This window comes from Methylocystis sp. Uni0008 (assembly GCF_056838045.1).
Window position 1 is genome coordinate 789,018 of record NZ_CM166370.1, and the last position, 18,227, is coordinate 807,244.

The following is an 18,227-nucleotide window of genomic DNA, read 5'->3' on the forward strand; positions in this document are numbered from 1 at the left end:
GCCTCACGCCCCGAGCTGATTGAGGCGGATCGAGACGGAGCGCGCATGGGCCTGCAGGCCTTCGGCCTCGCCGAGCGTCACGGCGGCGGCGCCGATGGCGCGCAGCGATTCCGCGTCACACTTGAGGATCGACGTGCGCTTGACGAAGTCGAGCACGCTCAGACCCGACGAGAAGCGCGCCGAACGCGCCGTCGGCAGGACATGGTTCGAGCCGCCGACATAATCGCCGACGGCCTCGGGCGTATAGGCGCCGATGAAGATCGCGCCCGCGTTCGAAACGCGCGCGGCGAGGCCCTCGGCGTCCTCGCTGATGATTTCGAGATGTTCGGCGGCGATGCGGTCGGCGAGCGGAATGGCGTCGGAAAGTGACTTCACGAGGATCGTCGCGCCGTAGTCGCGCCATGAGGCCCCGGCGATTTCCTTGCGCGACAGCGTCGAGAGATGCCGTTCGACGGCCGCGACGACCGCCTCGGCGAGCGCCGCGTCGTCGGTGATCAGAATGGACTGGGCAGATTCGTCGTGCTCGGCCTGCGCAAGCAGATCGGCGGCGATCCAGTCCGGGTTGGCGGTCGCGTCGGCGAGAACCAGCACTTCGGAGGGTCCGGCGATCATGTCGATGCCGACCTGGCCGAAGACACGGCGCTTCGCCGCCGCCACCCAGGCGTTGCCGGGTCCGACGATCTTGGCGACGGGCGCGATCGTCTTGGTGCCATAGGCGAGCGCCGCCACCGCCTGCGCGCCGCCCACGCGATAGATTTCGTCGATGCCGGAACGCTTGGCCGCGGCGAGCACCAGCGGCTCGACATGGCCGCCGGGCGTCGGAACGACCATCACGATGCGCTTCACGCCGGCGACCTTCGCCGGCACGACGTTCATGAGCACGGAAGACGGATAGGCGGCGGTGCCGCCGGGGACATAGAGCCCCACCGAGTCGAGCGGCGTCCAGCGCCAGCCGAGTTCGACGCCGGCGGCGTCGCGAAAGCGCAGATCCTGCGGCTTCTGCCGCTCGTGAAAGGCGGTGATGCGCTCGAGAGCGAGGTCCAGGGCGGCGAGTTGTTCGGCCGAGCATTTGGCTTCCGCCGCGGCGACCTCCTCGCGCGAAACGGCGATGCCGGTTTCCTCGAGATCGATGCGGTCGAAGCGCTTGGAATAGTCGACGAGCGCCGCGTCGCCCCGGGCGACCACGTCCTCGATGATGCCGCGGACGGTCGCGTCGACGTCCTGGGACGCCTCCCGCTTCATGGCGAGCAGTGACGCGAAACGCTGTTCAAAATCGGGCGCCGCAGCGTCCAAACGCAGGGTCATGATCCTCTCCAGCCGGAAGTCCGGCTGTCATGGCCCTCGGGAAGCGTTCTCGTCAAGTTCGCTGCTGAAATCATGCATCGGCCGGGCGGCGACCTTCCAGCGCGGCCCCATGTCGCAGAGCTGGGCCTCGACGCATTCGACGTCCAGGGCGATCGACGCCCCGCCGGCGAAATAGAGGCGGATGACCCCTGACGGCGGCTCGGCGTCGGCCTCGAAGGTGACCGCGAGCAGCTCCAGAATGGCGTCGGGCTTGTCACGCGCGACATGCTGACAGCGCACGCGCTGCACGCCCTCGAAGTGAACGCCGCAACGACAGCGCTCAAGCCGGCCGTCGAGCTCGGCCGCCCAGTCGAAACGTGATGCGATAAGCGCAAACCGGCGCTTATCGGGAATAAAGGCGATGTCGCCGACGCGCACCAGCGCGTCCTGCACATGCGCGGAGAGGAGCGAAAGATCTTCGCCGTCGAGCGCATGCAGTCGTAGCGCTTGCTCACAAGGCCAGCTGGGCGGTTCCATATCCTCTCCTCCTTGGCCCGATATGGCGAAGGAAGCGAAATGCCGCAACCCCGTAATCTTCCTTGGGCGGAGCTGGCGCACGATTTCGAGCTGATCGCTTGTCGAGACGCTCTACGCGCCGGGTCGGGCTCCGCCGGATCGCCTTCGGCGATCGACGTCCACACAATGGGGGAGGTATGCAAGCAGCGCAGGAGGATGAAATCATGCACAGCCCGCTTTTGGCGCCGCTCATAGCGCTTGTCTTGTGGACCTGCGTCATGTGGGCGTGGCTTTACGCCACACGCATCCCAGCGATCCGAAGAAACCGCATTCGCCTCGACCCGGAACAGAGCAAGGAAGCCTTCAACGCGCAGATACCGCCCAGGACGCGGTGGAAGGCCGATAATTACAATCATCTCCTGGAGCAGCCGACGCTATTCTACGCGGTCATCCTCTCGCTCGCGATGCTGGGCGCCGCCGATCGTATCAACATCGCGCTCGCCTGGAGCTATGTGGGGCTGCGCGTCGCGCACAGTCTCGTCCAGGCGCTGGTCAACGTCATCATGCTGCGCTGGTCGATCTTCATGCTCTCGTCGCTCGTGCTGCTGGCGCTGACGATCCGCGCCGCGCTGCTCGTTTTCTGACGCATGCAAAGCGGGTTATGACGCCGAGGCTTTCAATCCTGAAAGGGATTATGCACAAGGATCGTGTCGGCGCGTTCGGGACTCGTCGATAGCAGGGCGACCGGCGCCTCGATCAGCTCCTCGACGCGGCGGACATATTTGATCGCCTGCGCCGGCAGATGCGCCCAGGAGCGCGCGCCGCTCGTCGATTCCTTCCAGCCCGGAAAGCTCTCATAGACCGGCTGCACGCGCGCCTGCGCCGCCTGCGACGCGGGCAGGCGCTCGATGCGCCTTCCGTCGAGCGTGTAATGCGTGCAGATCTTGATCTCGTCGAAACCATCGAGAATGTCGAGCTTGGTCAGCGCGACGCCATTGATCCCCGACGTCTTCACCGCCTGACGCGTCAGCACGGCGTCGAACCAGCCGCAGCGGCGACGCCGCCCGGTGTTGGTGCCGAATTCGCGGCCGCGATCGCCGATCAATGTGCCGATCTCGTCATGGAGCTCGGTGGGGAACGGGCCGCCGCCAACGCGCGTCGTATAGGCCTTCGCGATGCCGAGCACATAGCCGATCGCGCCGGGCCCGAGGCCGGACCCGCTCGCCGCGGACGCCGCCACGGTGTTGGACGACGTGACATAGGGATAGGTGCCGTGGTCGACGTCGAGCAGCACGCCCTGCGCGCCCTCGAAGAGGATGCGCCTGCCGGCGCGGCGATTGTTTTCGAGCAGCTCCCACACCGCGTCCATGAACGGCAGGATGCGCGGCGCGACGGAGAGCAGCTCCTCGCGCAAAGCGCCCGCGTCGACCTCCGGCAAGCCGAGGCCGCGCCGCAGCGGATTGTGATGGGCGAGCACGCGCGCGATCTTGTCGTCGAGCCTGTCGGGCTCGGCAAGATCCATGAGGCGGATCGAACGGCGGCCAACCTTGTCCTCGTAGGCGGGGCCGATGCCGCGTTTGGTGGTGCCGATCTTGGCGCCGCCGCCCGCCTCCTCACGATGTGCGTCGAGTTCGCGATGCAACGAAAGGATCAGCGGCGCGTTTTCCGCGATCTTGAGGTTCATCGGCGAGATGTCGACGCCCTGCTCGCGCAGCCGGTCGATCTCGCCCACGAGGAAATGCGGATCAACGACGACACCGTTGCCGATGACCGAAAGCTTGCCCGGCCGCACGATGCCAGACGGCAGCAGCGCGAGCTTGTAGGTCACGCCATCGATGACGAGCGTATGCCCGGCGTTATGGCCGCCCTGAAATCGCACGACGACGTCGGCCTCAAGCGAGAGCCAGTCGACGATTTTGCCCTTGCCTTCGTCGCCCCACTGGGCGCCGACCACCGCCACATTCGCCATGGCCGTATCTCGATCTCCAACAGAAAAAGCCCCGCGCGGTAACGCCGGGGCTCGTTACTGCCGGGGTTTAGCGCATGCCGTGTTGGGGGTAAAGGCCCGCCGGTCGCGGTCCGAGAGTCAGGAACTTCGGGCCGACTTTGCGGTTGGGAAAGCAACAACGGGAGGTAGATCAATGCCGTCCACGGTCGCCCGCGTTCAGCAAAACACCGATGAGGACATCAACCGCGCCATCCGCAAGGAAACGCAGGCGCGCCTGGCGCTCTACGCCAAGCATCCGGAGAAGATCGACGAACGTCTCGAGGAGCTTGATCGCGAGTGGGACATCGAACGGGCGCTCGAAGCCAACGCGTCGTCCGTGGCGCTCGTCGGGCTGGCGCTCGGCCTGACCGCCGACCGCCGCTGGCTGGGGCTGCCGGTTCTGGTGAGCGGCTTCCTGCTTCAGCATGCGCTGCAGGGCTGGTGCCCGCCCCTGCCGCTCCTGCGCCGATTAGGTTTCCGAACCGCGGAGGAAATCAGCCAGGAGCGCAATGCGCTCAAGGCGCTGCGCGGCGATTTCGACAAAGTCAAAAAGGCCGGCGACAAGGTTCAGGAAGCTGCGCGCGCGGCCGGGCTTGGCGAAGAGACGCACGGACGAACCATGCACTAACGCTATCCCCACCGCCGCGGACTGGAATATTCTCGTCGGATCACGACCCGGTCAGGTGGCGGCGTATGCCCGGCGCCGCCATGGCGCGGTGGGGAAAAGGCTTGATGTTCAATCGATATCTCTTTGTCATTTCCGCTTTCGTTCTGCTGAACCTGCCGGCACTCGTCGCCGCGAAAGATCTCGCGCGCGTCGAGCGCGTGTCGTTCAGCGACGGCCGCGCGACGGTGAAAGGCCGCGTCAAAGGCTACGGCTACGTCGATTATGTTTTTCCAGCCGGCGCGGGGGAATCGATGCGATTGAGCCTCAAGACGAACCGGCTGAGCAATTATTTCAACGTGCTCGCGCCGGGCGCCGAAGCGGCGATGTTCATCGGCTCCGTGTCGGGCGCCAATTTCACGGGAACGGCGCCGATCGCCGGCGACTATACGGCGCGGGTCTATCTGATGCGCAGCGCGGCGCGGCGGGGAACCGCCGCGAACTACACGCTCGCCATCGCTTTGGGAGAGAAGAGCGCGACCGACGCCAAGGGACCCGACTATGCGGACGGACTGACCGGCGGCCCCGACTACTGGACAGTCGCCGGCATGGCTGACGGCGAACGCCTGAGCTTGCGCGAATCCCCTTCGGAAGCTGCGACGCGCGTCGCGGATCTAGCGCGCGGCGCCGTTCTGAAGAATCTTGGCTGCAGGAATGCGCGCGGCGAACGCTGGTGTCAGGTCGAGGACCAGGCAAGCAAGCGCGGATGGGTGAACGGGAGATATTTGCGTGAGTCCGCGGGACCGCAATGAATCAGGCCCTGTGATAGGGGTGGCCCGACAGAATCGTCATCGCCCGATAGATCTGTTCGGCCGCGAGGATGCGCGCCAACTGATGCGGCAGCGTCATCGCGCCGAAGGAGAAGACGGCGGCCGCGCGCGCGCGCACGCTCTCGTCGAGACCCTCGGAGCCGCCAATCACGTACCAGAGCGCCTTGCAGCCCCTGTCGCGTTCAGTGGCGATGAATTGGGCGAAAGCGGCGCTCGTCGCCGGCTTGCCCCGTTCGTCGAAGGCCACGAGACGCGTCTCGGCCGGGAGCGCCGCAAGCAGTTCGGCGCCTTCGCGCGACGACCGCTCCGCGGCGGACGCGGCCTTGCTCTCGTCGATTTCCTTGAGTTCGAGTCCCTCGAGCCCCAGTCGCCGGAACGCGCCGATGCGCTCGGCGTAGCGCGCGTAAAGTTCTCGCTCCGGACCGGCCTTGAGCCGGCCGACGCAGATCAGTCCGAGTTTCATCCAGCCGCCAGTGAGACGAGAGATCAACTGGCGCCCCCAGGGGGAACGCCCGCATCCCGTCAGACCAGGCGAATCTCCACCGGACGGTCGCCGCCCCACATCTTTTCGAGATTGTAGAACTGGCGGACCTCGGGACGGAAGACGTGGACGATGACGTCGCCGGCGTCGATCAGCACCCAGTCGCACTGGGCGAGGCCCTCGACGCGCGGCGCGACGACGCCCGCAGCCTTCAGCGCCTTGATCGCCTTGTCGGCGATGGCGCCGACATGCACGGTCGAGCGCCCGGTCGCGATGATCATGTCATCGGCGAGGGCGGTCTTGCCGCGCAGATCGATGGAGACGATGTCCTCGGCCTTGGTTTCGTCCAGGCTGGCGAGAACCTTTTGCACGATTGAGCCGGTCAACGGCGCTCTTGCGCCAATTTCCGGCCGGAGCGGACCAGGAACCGCCCCCGGATGAACACCTGTCGACAGCGTTGCAACCCTCATGCTTCGCGGCCCAGGAGCCCGCGAGAGAGCCGGCCGCCACACAAGGATGGGGCGCTTCCCGAAAAATTGCAATAGAAACTGCGGTGTTGCAGAGCGAAGACAAGAAAAAAACCCGGCTCGAGCGCCGGGCTTTGGAAGGCGGTTCGGGCTAATCGAGAGGCGGGAGGAACCTCAAAGCCGGAACATGCGCAGCATAATCGATTTGCACCCAAAGCGCAGGGCGAATTTCTCTTCCTCACCTTTCGGCGCGAGGAAAAGCGGGGAAAAGCCGCCGAATTGACCTGGGAAAGGCGCCTTGGCGCAGGCGAATCCAGCTTAGTTAACAGCGCGTTGCGCGGCGGCTCATCCGGCGAGTGCTCAAATTGCAACACATGTCAAGTTTGTTCCAGAGCCCCTGCTTTCACTGGTCGCATTATGGCGAAATCATGGAATTAGGACCATGGAGCCGCTGGTGGCGCGTGATTCGAGCGCGGCGTGCACCTTGGCGGCGTCGGCGAGCGGATAATGCGCCGGCTCGGCGAGCGTCACGAACCCCCGCTTCGCCGCATGGACGAGATCGTCCATCATCTCCTCGTAATCCCGCCGGCGCGCGATATGCGTGAAGAGCGACGGTCGCGTCGCATAGAGCGATCCCTTCAGCGCCAGCAGTCCGATGTCGAACGCGGCGATCGGGCCTGAAGCCGAGCCGAAACTGACGAACATCCCGAACGGCCGCAAACAATCGAGCGAAGCCGGAAAAGTCGCGCGTCCGACGCCGTCATAGACTACGTCGCACAGCTTGCCTTTCGTGAAGTCGCGCACGCGCTCGACGAATTTCTCCTCCCGATAGAGGATCGTGTGCCTGGCGCCGGCTTCTTCCGCGATTTTCGCCTTCTCGGGGGAGCCTACCGTAGCGATGACCTTCGCGCCGAGCGCATTCGCCCATTGGCAAAGAATCTGGCCGACGCCGCCGGCGCCGGCATGGACGAGCACGCGATCGCCTTTTTCCACCTTGTATGTCCGGCGGAGCAGATATTGCGCGGTCAGCCCTTTCAGCATCATCACCGCGCCCTGCTCGTAGGAGAACGCCTTGGAAAGATGAACCACCGAATCGGCGGCGATGTTGCGCGCTTCCGAATAGCCGCCGAGCGCGCCGACATAAGCGACCCGATCGCCGACCTTGAAATTCTTCACATTCGCGCCGACGGCGATCACTTCGCCAGCGCCTTCATGCCCGGGGATGAACGGATATTCGGCCGGGTAGGCGCCGGTGCGGCGGTAGACGTCGATGAAATTGACGCCAATGGCGCCATGGCGGATCTGCACTTCGTCGTCCGTCGGCGCCGGCAGGTCGACGTCCTCCATGACGAGCGCTTCCGGCCCGCCGGGCTGATGCACGCGAATCGCCTTAACCATCGACCTCTCCCTCCGCAATCGCGCCGCCCTCGCGAAAAAGCGGCAAAGCAAGAAAATAGCACCCGGCCGCGACAAGAACCGCCTTCACGCCGAATGCGGCGGCCGCGAGGTCCTGCGCGACCGCGAGAATGGCCGCAGCGCCCCAGATGAAGGTTACGGCGATCGTCGCGGCGCGCAGCCGTTGAACGCGCAGCGGATGAACAAAGACCACTGGAACGAACATTAAAGCCGCCGCCACGATGACGAGCGCGAGGCTCACGGCGGCCGGCGGCCGAAGCACGAGAAGATAGAAAACGACGATGTTCCAGAGCGCAGGGAATCCGCGAAACCAGTAGTCCTTCGTCTTCATTCGCCGGTCCGCGAAATAGAGCGCCGATGAGGCGCAGACGAGGGAGCAGACCGCGCCGGCGAGCGCCGGCTCCATAAGGCCGGAGCGCCACAGCGCCACGAGCGGCGTGACGACATAGTTGAGAAAGTCGACGACGAGATCGAGCGCGACGCCGTCGATGAAAGGCGCCGTTTCAGTCACTTTGAACCGCCGCGCGAGCGCGCCGTCAACGGCGTCGATGACGAGGGCCACGCCCAGCCAGGCGAACATCGCGGCGAAGCGGCCGTCGGCCGCGAGGAACAGCGCGATGAGGCCGAGCGCTGCGCCGCTCGCCGTGAAGAGATGGACAGAAAGGCCGATGAGGCGAGACGACGTCACGAGGCGCGCAAGCTGGAGAAGCGAGACCTGAGACTACACCGCCCCTCGCGCCGGGCAAAAGCGGCCCGCTCGCGCTCTGCGGAGTCTCCCGCTATAACACTCCGAGGAGATGGGTTGAGATGGAAGCGGCGCAGGAAAACAACAGATCTGACATTCTCGTGGCCGGCGCCGGGTCGACCGGCCTCGCCGCGGCGCTGGCGTTCGCGCGCGCCGGATTCAAGACGACGGTCGCGGGCCGAATTCCGCCGCCGCTGCCCGGCCGCACCGTCGCGCTGTTCGAATCCTCCGTCAGGTTTCTGGATGCGCTCGGCGCGCTGGAGCGCGTCAGGGCGCGCGGCTGCGCCGTGGAAGCGATCCGCATGATTGACGACACCGATCAGTTTCTGCCGGTGCCGGAACTCAGCCTGCGCGCCCGCGAGATCGGCCTGCCCGCGCTCGGCGTCAATGTCTCGAATGACGAGCTGGTGGCGATCCTGCTGGACCTCTGTCGCGCCTGCCCCGATGTCGAATTCGTCGACGCCGACATTACGGATTACGAATTCAATAGCGACGAGGCCGTCGCCATACTTGCCGACGGGCGGCGTCTGAAGGCGGATTTCATCGTCGCCGCCGACGGCCGCAACAGTCGCGCCCGCGCCGTCGCCGGGATCGACCTGAAGGAATGGACCTATCCGCAGATGGCGCTCACCATGCTTCTGCGCCACGAGTTTCCGCACGAAAATATCTCGACTGAATATCACACGCGCTCCGGCCCGTTCACGCTGGTGCCGCTGCCTGCGCGCGACGAAGCGCCGAACAGGTCAAGCCTTGTCTGGCTGATGAGCGTCGCCGACGCGCGACGGCGCCTCGCCAAGCCGCGCGAGGAGCTCGAATATGAGATAGAGGATTACGCCAAGTCCGAACTCGGCGCGATGCGCATCGAAGGCGACATCGGGCAGTTCCGCATGGGCGGCATGCAGGTGTCGAAACATGCGACGGGGCGCCTCGCGCTTGTCGGCGAGACCTGCCACATCTTCCCGCCGATCGGCGCGCAGGGACTGAACCTCAGTCTGCGCGACGTGGCCGATCTCGAGGATTGTCTGGCGAGCGTCGATCTCAAGAACCCGCGCGAATTGTCGCGCGCCCTTGCGCGCTACGACCGTCACCGGCGCGCCGACATCGGTTTCAGAACGCATGGCGTCGACCTGCTCAACCGATCGCTCATCATTCCCTATCTGCCGGTGGATTTGCTGCGCGGCGCGAGCTTCATCGCCATGGCGGCGCTCGGGCCGTTGCGGCGCGCGGTCATTCGGGAGGGCGTGCTGCCGCATCTCGTGCTGCCGCGGCTGATGCGGCGGCCGGCGCAGAAACAGGAAATCGCCGGCGCCTCCCAGCGACGCGCCGGCTGGCGATCTTAGCGCGGCGACGGTTGAGCGCGCGAAACGCGGCGCTACTTCGCCGCGATCTCGATCTTCTTTTCTTCCTTCTGGGATTCGGGCGTCTTCGGCAGCTTGATTTTCAGCACGCCCTTTTCGAAATCCGCGGTGATCCTGTCGGAGTCCACGCCTTCAGGAACCCGAAAGGCGCGGCGGAAGGAGCCATACCGACGCTCAGAGCAATAGTAGCCTTCCCGCTTCTCTTCCTTTTCTTCTTTCTTCTCTCCCGAGATCGACAATACGCCGTTTGAAAGCTTCACATCGACGCTCTTTTCATCGAGCCCGGGCAGTTCCGCGGTGATTTCATATTCGCCGTCCTTTTCGACGAAATCGACCGGCGGCGTCGTGCCCGACATGAGCCGGTCGAACGGCTGAAAATCGGCAAGGCTACGGCGCGACGGAAACTCGTCGAACAGACGATCGAACTGGCGTCGGAAGGACTCGAACGGATGCCAATCGAAAATGTCGGGCGCCTGCGTGCTCTCTCTTGACGCTGGCAGCTTGCTTTCTTCGGCCATGGTGATCTCCCTCGTGAACGGACGATCGCCGAGCAACCGCAATATTCAGCAACGATGGAGCTGGCGATCGAACTGGAAACGCTAGTGAAGTGGAGCGTCAGAGGCGCCACTTCAAGCCGCGCGTTTGCGCCAATTTGTCGCGATCAAGCTCGTCGAATTCTCCAAGAGACAATAGGCCTGCGTCGCCGCCCGATGATGATGTGTTGATCGTCAGCGTCGTCTCATGAAGAAAGCGGAGGAGATAATCCGGTCCCCCCGCCTTGGGGCCGGTGCCGCTCAGGCCAAATCCGCCGAACGGCTGACTGCCGACGACGGCGCCGATCATGTTGCGGTTGACGTAAATGTTGCCCGCCGGCGCTTCGCGCGAGAGCGCGCGAATGCGCTGTTCGATGCGCGTATGCATGCCGAGCGTGAGGCCATATCCGCCGCCTTCGATCTCAGCGAGCAATTGCGAAAGACGTTCGGACCGCCAGGTCACCACATGCAAAACGGGTCCGAAGATCTCTTCCTGCAAATCCTCGACGCGATCGAGTCTGACGATATGCGGCGCAACAAAAGTTCCTGTCGTCGGCGCAACGCCGGCGTAGAGAATGCGCCCCGCTTCGCGCTGACGTGCGAGATAAGCGTCGAGTTTCGCTTTCGCCTCAGCGTCGATCGCCGGACCGACATGCGTCCCGATCTCGCGCGGATCGCCGACGCGCAATTCGCGCGCCGCGTCGATGAGCGTCGTAAGACACGCGGGCGCGATCTCCTCCTGCAAACACAAAAGACGCAAGGCTGAACAGCGCTGACCGGCCGACCGGAACGCGGAGGTCAGAACGTCGTCGACGACCTGTTCGATCAGCGCCGTCGAGTCGACGATCATGGCATTGATGCCGCCCGTCTCGGCGATGAGCGGCGCAATCGGACCGTCACGCTCCGCGAGCGCGCGATTGATCCCATGCGCCACCTCGACCGAGCCGGTGAAAACGACGCCGGCCGTCAGCGGATCCGCGACGAGCGCGGCGCCGATGGCGCCATCGCCAGGCGCAGATTGCAGCGCGTCTTTCGGAACGCCGGCTTCATGCAGGAGGGCGATCGCCATGGCGGCGACGAGCGGCGTCTGCTCCGCGGGCTTGGCGACGACGGAATTTCCAGCGACGAGCGCCGCGGCGACCTGGCCGATGAAGATCGCGAGCGGAAAATTCCACGGCGAAATGCAGACGAAGACGCCGCGTCCATGGCGACGCAAAACATTGGTTTCGCCGGTCGGGCCGGGCAGCGGCGCATCGGCGCAGAAAATCCGCGCCTGTGCGGCGTAATAGCGGCAAAGATCGGCCGCCTCGCGCACTTCGGCGAGCGCGTCGTCGATTGTCTTGCCGCCTTCGCTTTGTAACAGGGCGATCAGGGGTCCGCGCTTGGCTTCAATGAGATCGGCGGCGCGTTCGATTATTCTCGCTCGCGCCTCGAATGGCGTCATGCCCCAAGCTGGAAAGGCGCGTGCGGCGGCCGCCATCGCAGCGCGCGCCGCGGCCTCATCCGCTTCGATCACCTCGCCGACGACCGCGCCGTCGATCGGCGACGAGACGGCGCGGGCCGCCGCGCGCGTCGCGACGCTCGGACGCGCGATTGGCGGTGAAAAAGGCTTGCGCGTTTCCTCGATCAGCGCCGCAAGGGCCGTCCGATCGCCGAACTCCACGCCTTTCGAATTGGCGCGAAGCGGCAGATAGATTTCGCTGGGCAGCGGCAGCCGCGGATGGCGCGAGCGATCCGGAGCGCCGACAGTCTCGTAAGGATCCGCGACAAGCGCGCTCTCCGGCGTGTCGGGATCAGCGGCGCGCGCGACGAAAGAGGAATTGGCGCCGTTCTCGATCAGGCGCCGCACGAGATAGGCGAGAAGATCGCGGTGCGGACCAACCGGCGCATAGACGCGAACCGCGCAGTCGCTGATCTCGGCAAGCGACTCGTAAAGCGGCTCGCCCATGCCGTGCAGGCGTTGAAACTCGAAGTCGCGCCGCGCGCCCGCCATCGTCAGAACGGCGGCGACGCTGCGGGCGTTATGCGTGGCGACTTGCGGAAAGAGCCGTGGCTGGCCGAAGAGCTGCGCCGCGCAGGCGTCGAAATTGAGATCCGTCATCGCCTTGCGCGTGAACACAGGATAGTCGGCGAGACCGCGTTCCTGCGCGCGCTTGATTTCGCTGTCCCAATAGGCGCCCTTGACGAGGCGAACCATGAAGCGCCGGTCGTAGGCGTCCGCGAGCGACGCGACATAGTCGATCACGGCCGATGCGCGCTTCAGATAGGCCTGCACGGCGAGGCCGAATCCATCCCAGCCCGAAAGCGAAGGGTCTGCGACGACGCGCGCGATCACGTCCAGCGAAAGTTCGAGGCGATCCGCCTCCTCCGCGTCGATGGTGAAAGCGAGATCGCGGTCCTTGGCGAGATGTGCGAGGTCGAGAACGCGCGGCGGCAATTCCCTCAGCACGCGGTCGCGCGAAATCGCCTCATAGCGCGGATGCAGCGCCGACAGTTTGATCGAAATTCCGGGGCGCGCCGGAAGAGACGACGTTCCCGCCGAGTCGCCGATGGCGCGAATGGCGTGGGCGTAGGCCTCGAAATAGCGCTCGGCGTCTTCCGCCGTCCGGGCGCCTTCGCCGAGCATGTCATAGGAGAAACGCTCGCGTCGGCCCTGCGCCCGGCCGATCGCCGCTTCGATCGTTTCGCCGAAAACGAAGTGAGCGCCCATCAGCCGCATCGCCTGGCGAGCGGCGGCGCGCAGCGCAGGCAGGCCAAGACGGCGCGCGAGATCGGCGACGAGCCCGCGGGGCTCGGGCACGTCGACGATGCGGGCGGAAAGTCCCAGCGCGAAGGCGCAGGCCTGGACCAGCAGCGCGTCGCTCGACGACTCGTGACGCGAAAAATCGCCCTCCGCGAGCTTATCCGCGAGAAGTTGATCGGCCGTGGCGTCGTCAGGGACGCGCAGCAAAGCCTCGGCGAGCGCCATGACCGCCAGCCCCTCGCGCGACGAGAGGGAAAATTCGTGCAGGAAGTCTTCGACGCCCCCCAGCGGGTCTCGCCGTTCGCGAATGCCGCGGACGAGCGTCAGCGCGTTGTCTTCTATAGCCAGTCGAGCGGCGGAGTCCGGCCGCGACCTGAGAAACGCTTCAGCGAAGCTCTCGTCTGGCGGCGCATAAGGCGCCGCGAAGGGCGCTGGCGGATCGTCTGTCCGATTCATTCGTCATAGATCGACCGCGCCAGTTAAGCCTCGATCAGATCTTGTCGCCTTCCGATCCCGGCCGGGCGCAGCGCCATTTGGTGACAGTCAGCTGCGGATGTTCGCCGCACCACTGAGCGATATAAGGCATCGCCTGCATCATGCAATTGCTGGTCGAGCCGGTGGCGGATTCGAGGACGAGTTTGCGTTCATCGCAGGCGGCGGGCTGCGCCAGCGTGCATACAGTAAGGATGAGTTCGACGAAATTCATCGCAATCTCCTTGCTAAGCGCCCGCTCGGCGGGCGTTTGCATCTAGCAAGGGTAATGCCCGTCACTCGGCGGTCAATATCTCGCCTTTGCCATAGACCGCCGTATCTCCGCCATAGCGACGGAGCTTGCGGGACAGGAGATCGGCGGCGGAGGCGCTGTGATCCCTCAGGCTGCGCGCGAAAAGCCGCGCGAAAGTCAGTTCATGCGCGCCGCAGTCGACATAGGTCGAGCCGAAGCAGCCGCCTCGGGCGAGGACGATAGAGCCGCGCTTGTTGAGGTAGCCGATCCGGCCCTTGGCCTCGCCCAGGCAGAAGATCGTGCCGGCGATGACGCGCGCCCCGAGATCTTCGCCAGCGTCTCCTTCGATGACGACAATCCCCCGGCGCAGGCGCTCGCCGGCGCGCGCGCCAGCCTTGCCGCGCACGATCAGGCGCCCGCCGGCCATGCCGGCGAGTTCGCCCGCGAGCGGTCCGGCGAGAAAATCGCCGGCGTCGCCCTTGATCTCGATGTCGGCGCCGAGATTGCCCGAAGCCGCATGCGGGCCCGCGCTCCCGGCGACAGTGATCTTCCCGCCCTTCGCGAGACGGCCGCACTGCGCGCCGACGTCGCCTTCGACATGGATTTCGAAGCCGGGGAGGAGTTTGGCGCCGAGGAGATCGAAGCGCGATGAGCCGCCCTCATAGCGAAGGTTCTTCAGATCGCCTGCCGAAATCTTGAAGACGTCGCCGACTTTCGTCGAAACGCGCGTGACGCCGATTTCGATCTCTTCGATTTCCGCGACGGACTTCCCCGCGAGGCGATCGGGCGTCAGCGCGGAAAGGTCGACGCGTTGCGACGGCTCCTGGCGAAGCGTGAAGGTGAAAGGCTTCACGGCAGCAAATCCTTCAAATGGTAATGGAACGGGCCGAGCTTCCCGCCGTAATTGCCGGCGCCGACGCGCCTCGCGCCCTGCTCCGGCCCCATCTCGATGATGGCGTGAAGCCCGGCGCGCATCGCCTCGCGCACGGCGTTGTCGGTAAGCCCGTCGATGACGATTTCGAGCACGCAGCCGATATCTTCGCCGAGCTCGCTTTTCGTGACGCCGCGCAGCGTCGGACAGTAAGCGTCATTGGTCGACGCGCTCATGCCCTTGTATTGCGAACCGACCTTGGAGCCCGAGCGCACGATGCCGCCGGGGAATGGCGCAATCGCGTCGGCGACGCCGTCGATCGCCGATACGGCGGCCTCCGTCGCGCGCATGGTCTTGTCCCAATCCGCGCCCATGATCAGAAGATTGCCGCCGCCGACCGACTTCTTCGTCAGGCCGACCTTGCCCTCGCAGAAGAACTCGCCGTCCATCACCGGCACGCGCCAGTAGCGCCGCCCGTCGACGACCTTCGACATCTGCCATTTGTCGCCGAACTGGCGCACCGCGTCGCCGACCTTGATCTCGAATTCGCCGGCGACCGTCGAATAGACGGCAGAGCCCGGACAGGTCAGCACGCATTGGCCGAGCCGGTTGACGAGCTGCTTCTCCGCGTCCTTCGACGACATGGCGAAAAGCAGCGCGCGCACGCCCGGACGCCCGTCCGGCGTTTCCTCCGGCGGCACTTCGCGATCGATCCCCGCCTCGCAGCCGCAGCCGATGACCGAGGTCGCGAAGCCGGTCATCGTCAGCGCCGCCTGCCGCGCCCATTTGGCGTTCGGCGCTGTGATGAGAATGCCCGTCCCGCTCATCGGAAAGGCTTCGGCGAAATTGTCGTCTATCCTCACGCCGTTGCGAATTATATCCGGCATGGAACCTCCGCAAAGGCGTCCTTGTGCGGCAGCGCGGCGTCAGGCACGTCGAAAATGCTGCGCGGCAGGCCGTAAAGATCGTCGTAATAGGAATCGAGGCGCTTCGTGATGTGCTGATCGTAGCGCGGACGAATGTGCAGCGTCTTGCCGCGCGTGTAATGCGAGACCTCGCCATCGCGCACGACGAGATTGCCATCCTTGAACACATAGGCCGCGCGGCGGAACATGCCGGCTACGTCGCGTCCCGGCTTGTAAACGGCGATGTCGGCGACGGCGCCCGCGCCGAGCCGGCCGCGGTCTTTGAAGCCGAAGAGCTTCGCGGCGCCGGAGCGGCTCATCTGCGCGATTTCGTAGAGCGTATATTCGCGCGAGATCGAGGGAAGCGTCGTGTGCTCCGATACGTCCGCCGGCAAGCGCGCGAGATGCTGCGCGCGAAGATCGGCGCTCATCAGCAGCGCGAAGAGTTCCGGATAGGTCGTGAACGGACCGCCGTTCGGATGGTCCGTCGTGAAATACACCTGCTCGGGATTATTAATCAGCAGGAAGAGCTCCAGCCCCGCCGCCCATTGGATGGCGTTGTAATAGTTGGAGATCTTATAGGCATAAGGGACGATGCCGCCGCCATTGGCGTCGCCGTCGAAGATCGCGCCCTTCTTCGGGATCGCGCCCGGCAGGCTGTTGAACTGCTTCAGAACGTCGGACGAAATCGTCACCGTGTCCGAGAACATCACCTGGCCGACGTCGACGGAAACATTCGGATTGGCGTTGATCTTCTCGGCGAAGAGCGCGCCGGCAGACGAAAAGCCGTTCTTGCCCTCCTTGCCATAGGCGTAGAACTGCACATGCGCGAGGTGGAGCGGCAGTCCCTGCGCCGCGTCGATCGTCGCGAGCGCGGTGTCGATGTTCCCAGCGAGGCCGAGATTGTTCATGTGCAGATGCAGCGGATGCGCGATGCCCACCGCCTGCGTCGACTTCTGCAGCGATTGGAAGATCTGGCGCGAGGTCAGCCCGTAAAAAGGCACAACGTCGTCGAGCCCGAAGGCCCTCATGTTTTCCTTAAAGGCGTCGACCCCGCCCGGATTGATGCATTTCAGCCCCAGCGAACGGGTGTTTTCGACGATCTGCGCGACATAATCGTTGATCGCGCCATCCTTCTCGCCGTCGCGCAACATGCCGAGCAGGAAGTCATCGTTGCCGAGCACGGTGAGCGCGCCCTTGTCGATGATCGGCACGTCGTTGAATTCGAGATGGGTCTGCAGCGCGTGATGCGGCGCCATCGCGGGTTCGACGACGGTGGTGAAGCCCATCTGCGCGTAGAGACGTCCGGTCTCGTAGCTCGACCATTTGGCGGTCGACAGCGGCGTGCCGGCAAGCCGGGCGCGAATCGCGCGGTGCAGCTCCGGCAGCAACAGTCGCGCCGTGTTCACATTGCCGCCGGCGATGTGAGAATGAATGTCGATCGCGCCAGCCATGACGATATGGCCGGAGACGTCGATCTCCTCATCGGCGCTGCGGCCTTCCGGGCGCTCGACGATGCGGCCATTCTCGAACCAGACGTCTCCGATCGCGTCCTGGCCGGTCGCCGGATCGACGATATGGCCGCCGCGCAAAACTGTCAGCGCCATGCGCCCTCCGAAACTTCCGCCATGATGGCGCCGATCGCCTGCGCGACGCTCGGCGCGTCGGTCGGCGCGCTGGCCTTGCGCAGCGTCATGCCGCCGGTTTCCTGAGTCATGAGCACCGCGTCATGGGTGACGCCCGGCTGACCGACTTCGATAAAGAGCCCGCGCGACGGCGCGGCATGCGCCGGCGCGAGCGTGACGAGCGGAATGTCAGCGCGGGACCAGGCGGGCTTCTCGCCGTCGAAGGCGGAAATCCACATCGCCGCATCGGCCTCGCCGCTGTCGACAAGCCGCGTCGCTTCGAAACGCCACGGATCGTGCTCCGGATAGCCGCGGCCAAAGCCCGTACGGGGCGGGAATCCGGTCATCCAGCCGGCCGTCTGGGTGACGCCCGAAGCGCCGCCGCGGCCGCCGATATGAACGCCCGTGAACCGCGTCTTCACGTTGAGATCGATCACCAGTCCCTGCATCATCTCGATGGCCAGAGGATCGAGCGTCGACGCCGACCAGACGAAAGCGCCGAAGCGCGCGTTGCGCAAGCTTTCCACCAGCCCGTCGATGAGGCCGACCTTCTCCGCGTCGAGCGCGACGGGACGTCCGCCGTAGCGCGCGCGCCATGCGGCCAGGACGCCAGAGAGCTCCTGCGCCGAGGCGGGAATCACTTTCGCGCCGGGCACGGCGCTCGCTTCGTCAGCCGCCGGTCCAACCCAGATCACCTTGCGCGGCTGCTGCGCCTGGGCGCCGCGTCGCGGCGGCTGAGTAAGCGCGAGCCGCTCCAGCATCCCGGGCCACGCTTTCGTCAGCCCGGGACCGATGAGCACGACGCAGTCGCTTCGAATGCGCGCTTCGTTCGCCGTCGTCGTGAACATGCCGAAGGAACGCTTGACGTCGATGTCGGCGAGCGTTTCGCGCGACGCCAGATGATCGAAGGCGCCCCTGAGGCTTTCGGCCAGGAGAATCGCGGCGCGGGCGCCGGCGATGTCGGCGCCCAGTCCGGCGACCAGCGGAAACGCCGCTCCGCTGAGAATTTTGGCGGCATGCCGATAGGCGTCGTCAAGCGCAATCGCCTTGCCGTCGAGCGTCGCTGTCCCCATCCCTACCCCGATTTGCAACCTGCCCCGGCCAAGCTCAGAAGCGGAGCGGCGAAGTGAACGCTATC

The 18,227-nt window shown here is 65.3% G+C and carries 18 protein-coding genes; 4 read left to right on the plus strand and 14 right to left on the minus strand.

From position 1 onward, the window contains the following. Window positions 1–3: 3 nt before the first annotated feature. Together hisD and AC0X69_RS03985 are read right to left on the minus strand one after the other, a co-directional pair. Window positions 4–1,305: a histidinol dehydrogenase gene (gene hisD, locus AC0X69_RS03980; RefSeq protein WP_482611506.1), complete on the minus strand. Its 1,302-nt coding sequence runs from the start codon at window positions 1,303–1,305 to the stop codon at window positions 4–6. 27 nt (window positions 1,306–1,332) lie between these two features. Beyond that, window positions 1,333–1,821: a DUF2948 family protein gene (locus AC0X69_RS03985; protein WP_482611508.1), complete on the minus strand. Its 489-nt coding sequence runs from the start codon at window positions 1,819–1,821 to the stop codon at window positions 1,333–1,335. Between the two features lie 203 nt (window positions 1,822–2,024). On the opposite strand from AC0X69_RS03985, the gene AC0X69_RS03990 reads away from it, so the two are divergent. After that, a complete protein-coding gene (locus AC0X69_RS03990; protein WP_482611510.1) occupies window positions 2,025–2,444 on the plus strand; it encodes an MAPEG family protein in 420 nt (139 codons plus the stop codon). A 32-nt stretch (window positions 2,445–2,476) separates the two neighbouring features. Here the strand turns inward: AC0X69_RS03990 and AC0X69_RS03995 are convergent, their stop codons facing one another. Beyond that, on the minus strand, window positions 2,477–3,769 hold the full coding sequence (locus AC0X69_RS03995; protein ID WP_482611512.1) for an adenylosuccinate synthase: 1,293 nt from the start codon (window positions 3,767–3,769) through the stop codon (window positions 2,477–2,479). A 172-nt stretch (window positions 3,770–3,941) separates the two neighbouring features. On the opposite strand from AC0X69_RS03995, the gene AC0X69_RS04000 reads away from it, so the two are divergent. Beyond that, entirely contained in the window at window positions 3,942–4,415 is a 474-nt protein-coding gene (locus AC0X69_RS04000; protein ID WP_482611514.1) for a hypothetical protein, read from the plus strand. Window positions 4,416–4,519: 104 nt separating this feature from the next. Further along, the gene (locus AC0X69_RS04005) at window positions 4,520–5,203 is read left to right on the plus strand and encodes an SH3 domain-containing protein (protein ID WP_482611516.1); all 684 of its coding nucleotides are present in this window, start codon (window positions 4,520–4,522) and stop codon (window positions 5,201–5,203) included. 1 nt (window position 5,204) lies between these two features. Here AC0X69_RS04005 and rlmH read toward each other — a convergent pair whose 3' ends face one another. From rlmH to AC0X69_RS04025, 4 genes are all read right to left on the minus strand, one after another. Continuing rightward, window positions 5,205–5,684, minus strand: coding sequence for a 23S rRNA (pseudouridine(1915)-N(3))-methyltransferase RlmH (rlmH, locus tag AC0X69_RS04010; protein WP_482611518.1), 480 nt, complete (start codon window positions 5,682–5,684; stop codon window positions 5,205–5,207). A gap of 59 nt (window positions 5,685–5,743) precedes the next feature. Next, window positions 5,744–6,172, minus strand: a complete 429-nt coding sequence (rsfS, locus tag AC0X69_RS04015) for a ribosome silencing factor (RefSeq protein ID WP_482611520.1) — start codon at window positions 6,170–6,172, stop codon at window positions 5,744–5,746. Window positions 6,173–6,595: 423 nt separating this feature from the next. After that, window positions 6,596–7,567, minus strand: a complete 972-nt coding sequence (locus AC0X69_RS04020) for a quinone oxidoreductase family protein (protein ID WP_482611522.1) — start codon at window positions 7,565–7,567, stop codon at window positions 6,596–6,598. Then, complete coding sequence (locus AC0X69_RS04025; protein WP_482611524.1) at window positions 7,560–8,273, minus strand: CDP-alcohol phosphatidyltransferase family protein; 714 nt, start codon at window positions 8,271–8,273, stop codon at window positions 7,560–7,562. The genes AC0X69_RS04020 and AC0X69_RS04025 overlap by 8 nt, the downstream gene beginning before the upstream one ends. A gap of 119 nt (window positions 8,274–8,392) precedes the next feature. On the opposite strand from AC0X69_RS04025, the gene AC0X69_RS04030 reads away from it, so the two are divergent. Beyond that, window positions 8,393–9,670: an FAD-dependent monooxygenase gene (locus AC0X69_RS04030; RefSeq protein WP_482611526.1), complete on the plus strand. Its 1,278-nt coding sequence runs from the start codon at window positions 8,393–8,395 to the stop codon at window positions 9,668–9,670. A gap of 32 nt (window positions 9,671–9,702) precedes the next feature. Here the strand turns inward: AC0X69_RS04030 and AC0X69_RS04035 are convergent, their stop codons facing one another. From AC0X69_RS04035 to AC0X69_RS04065, 7 genes are all read right to left on the minus strand, one after another. Beyond that, window positions 9,703–10,206, minus strand: coding sequence for an Hsp20/alpha crystallin family protein (locus AC0X69_RS04035; protein ID WP_482611528.1), 504 nt, complete (start codon window positions 10,204–10,206; stop codon window positions 9,703–9,705). A 97-nt stretch (window positions 10,207–10,303) separates the two neighbouring features. Beyond that, entirely contained in the window at window positions 10,304–13,420 is a 3,117-nt protein-coding gene (gene putA / locus AC0X69_RS04040; protein WP_482611530.1) for a bifunctional proline dehydrogenase/L-glutamate gamma-semialdehyde dehydrogenase PutA, read from the minus strand. 34 nt (window positions 13,421–13,454) lie between these two features. Beyond that, window positions 13,455–13,670 carry a hypothetical protein gene (locus AC0X69_RS04045; protein WP_482611532.1) on the minus strand — a complete coding sequence of 72 codons (216 nt, stop codon included), beginning with the start codon at window positions 13,668–13,670 and terminating at the stop codon, window positions 13,455–13,457. A 61-nt stretch (window positions 13,671–13,731) separates the two neighbouring features. Beyond that, window positions 13,732–14,541 carry a formylmethanofuran dehydrogenase subunit C gene (locus AC0X69_RS04050; RefSeq protein WP_482611534.1) on the minus strand — a complete coding sequence of 270 codons (810 nt, stop codon included), beginning with the start codon at window positions 14,539–14,541 and terminating at the stop codon, window positions 13,732–13,734. Beyond that, window positions 14,538–15,446: a formylmethanofuran--tetrahydromethanopterin N-formyltransferase gene (gene fhcD, locus AC0X69_RS04055; protein WP_482611536.1), complete on the minus strand. Its 909-nt coding sequence runs from the start codon at window positions 15,444–15,446 to the stop codon at window positions 14,538–14,540. The genes AC0X69_RS04050 and fhcD overlap by 4 nt, the downstream gene beginning before the upstream one ends. Beyond that, window positions 15,434–17,071: a formylmethanofuran dehydrogenase subunit A gene (locus AC0X69_RS04060; RefSeq protein ID WP_482611538.1), complete on the minus strand. Its 1,638-nt coding sequence runs from the start codon at window positions 17,069–17,071 to the stop codon at window positions 15,434–15,436. The genes fhcD and AC0X69_RS04060 overlap by 13 nt, the downstream gene beginning before the upstream one ends. Beyond that, window positions 17,062–18,162, minus strand: a complete 1,101-nt coding sequence (locus AC0X69_RS04065; RefSeq protein ID WP_482611539.1) for a formylmethanofuran dehydrogenase — start codon at window positions 18,160–18,162, stop codon at window positions 17,062–17,064. The genes AC0X69_RS04060 and AC0X69_RS04065 overlap by 10 nt, the downstream gene beginning before the upstream one ends. Window positions 18,163–18,227: the final 65 nt, after the last annotated feature.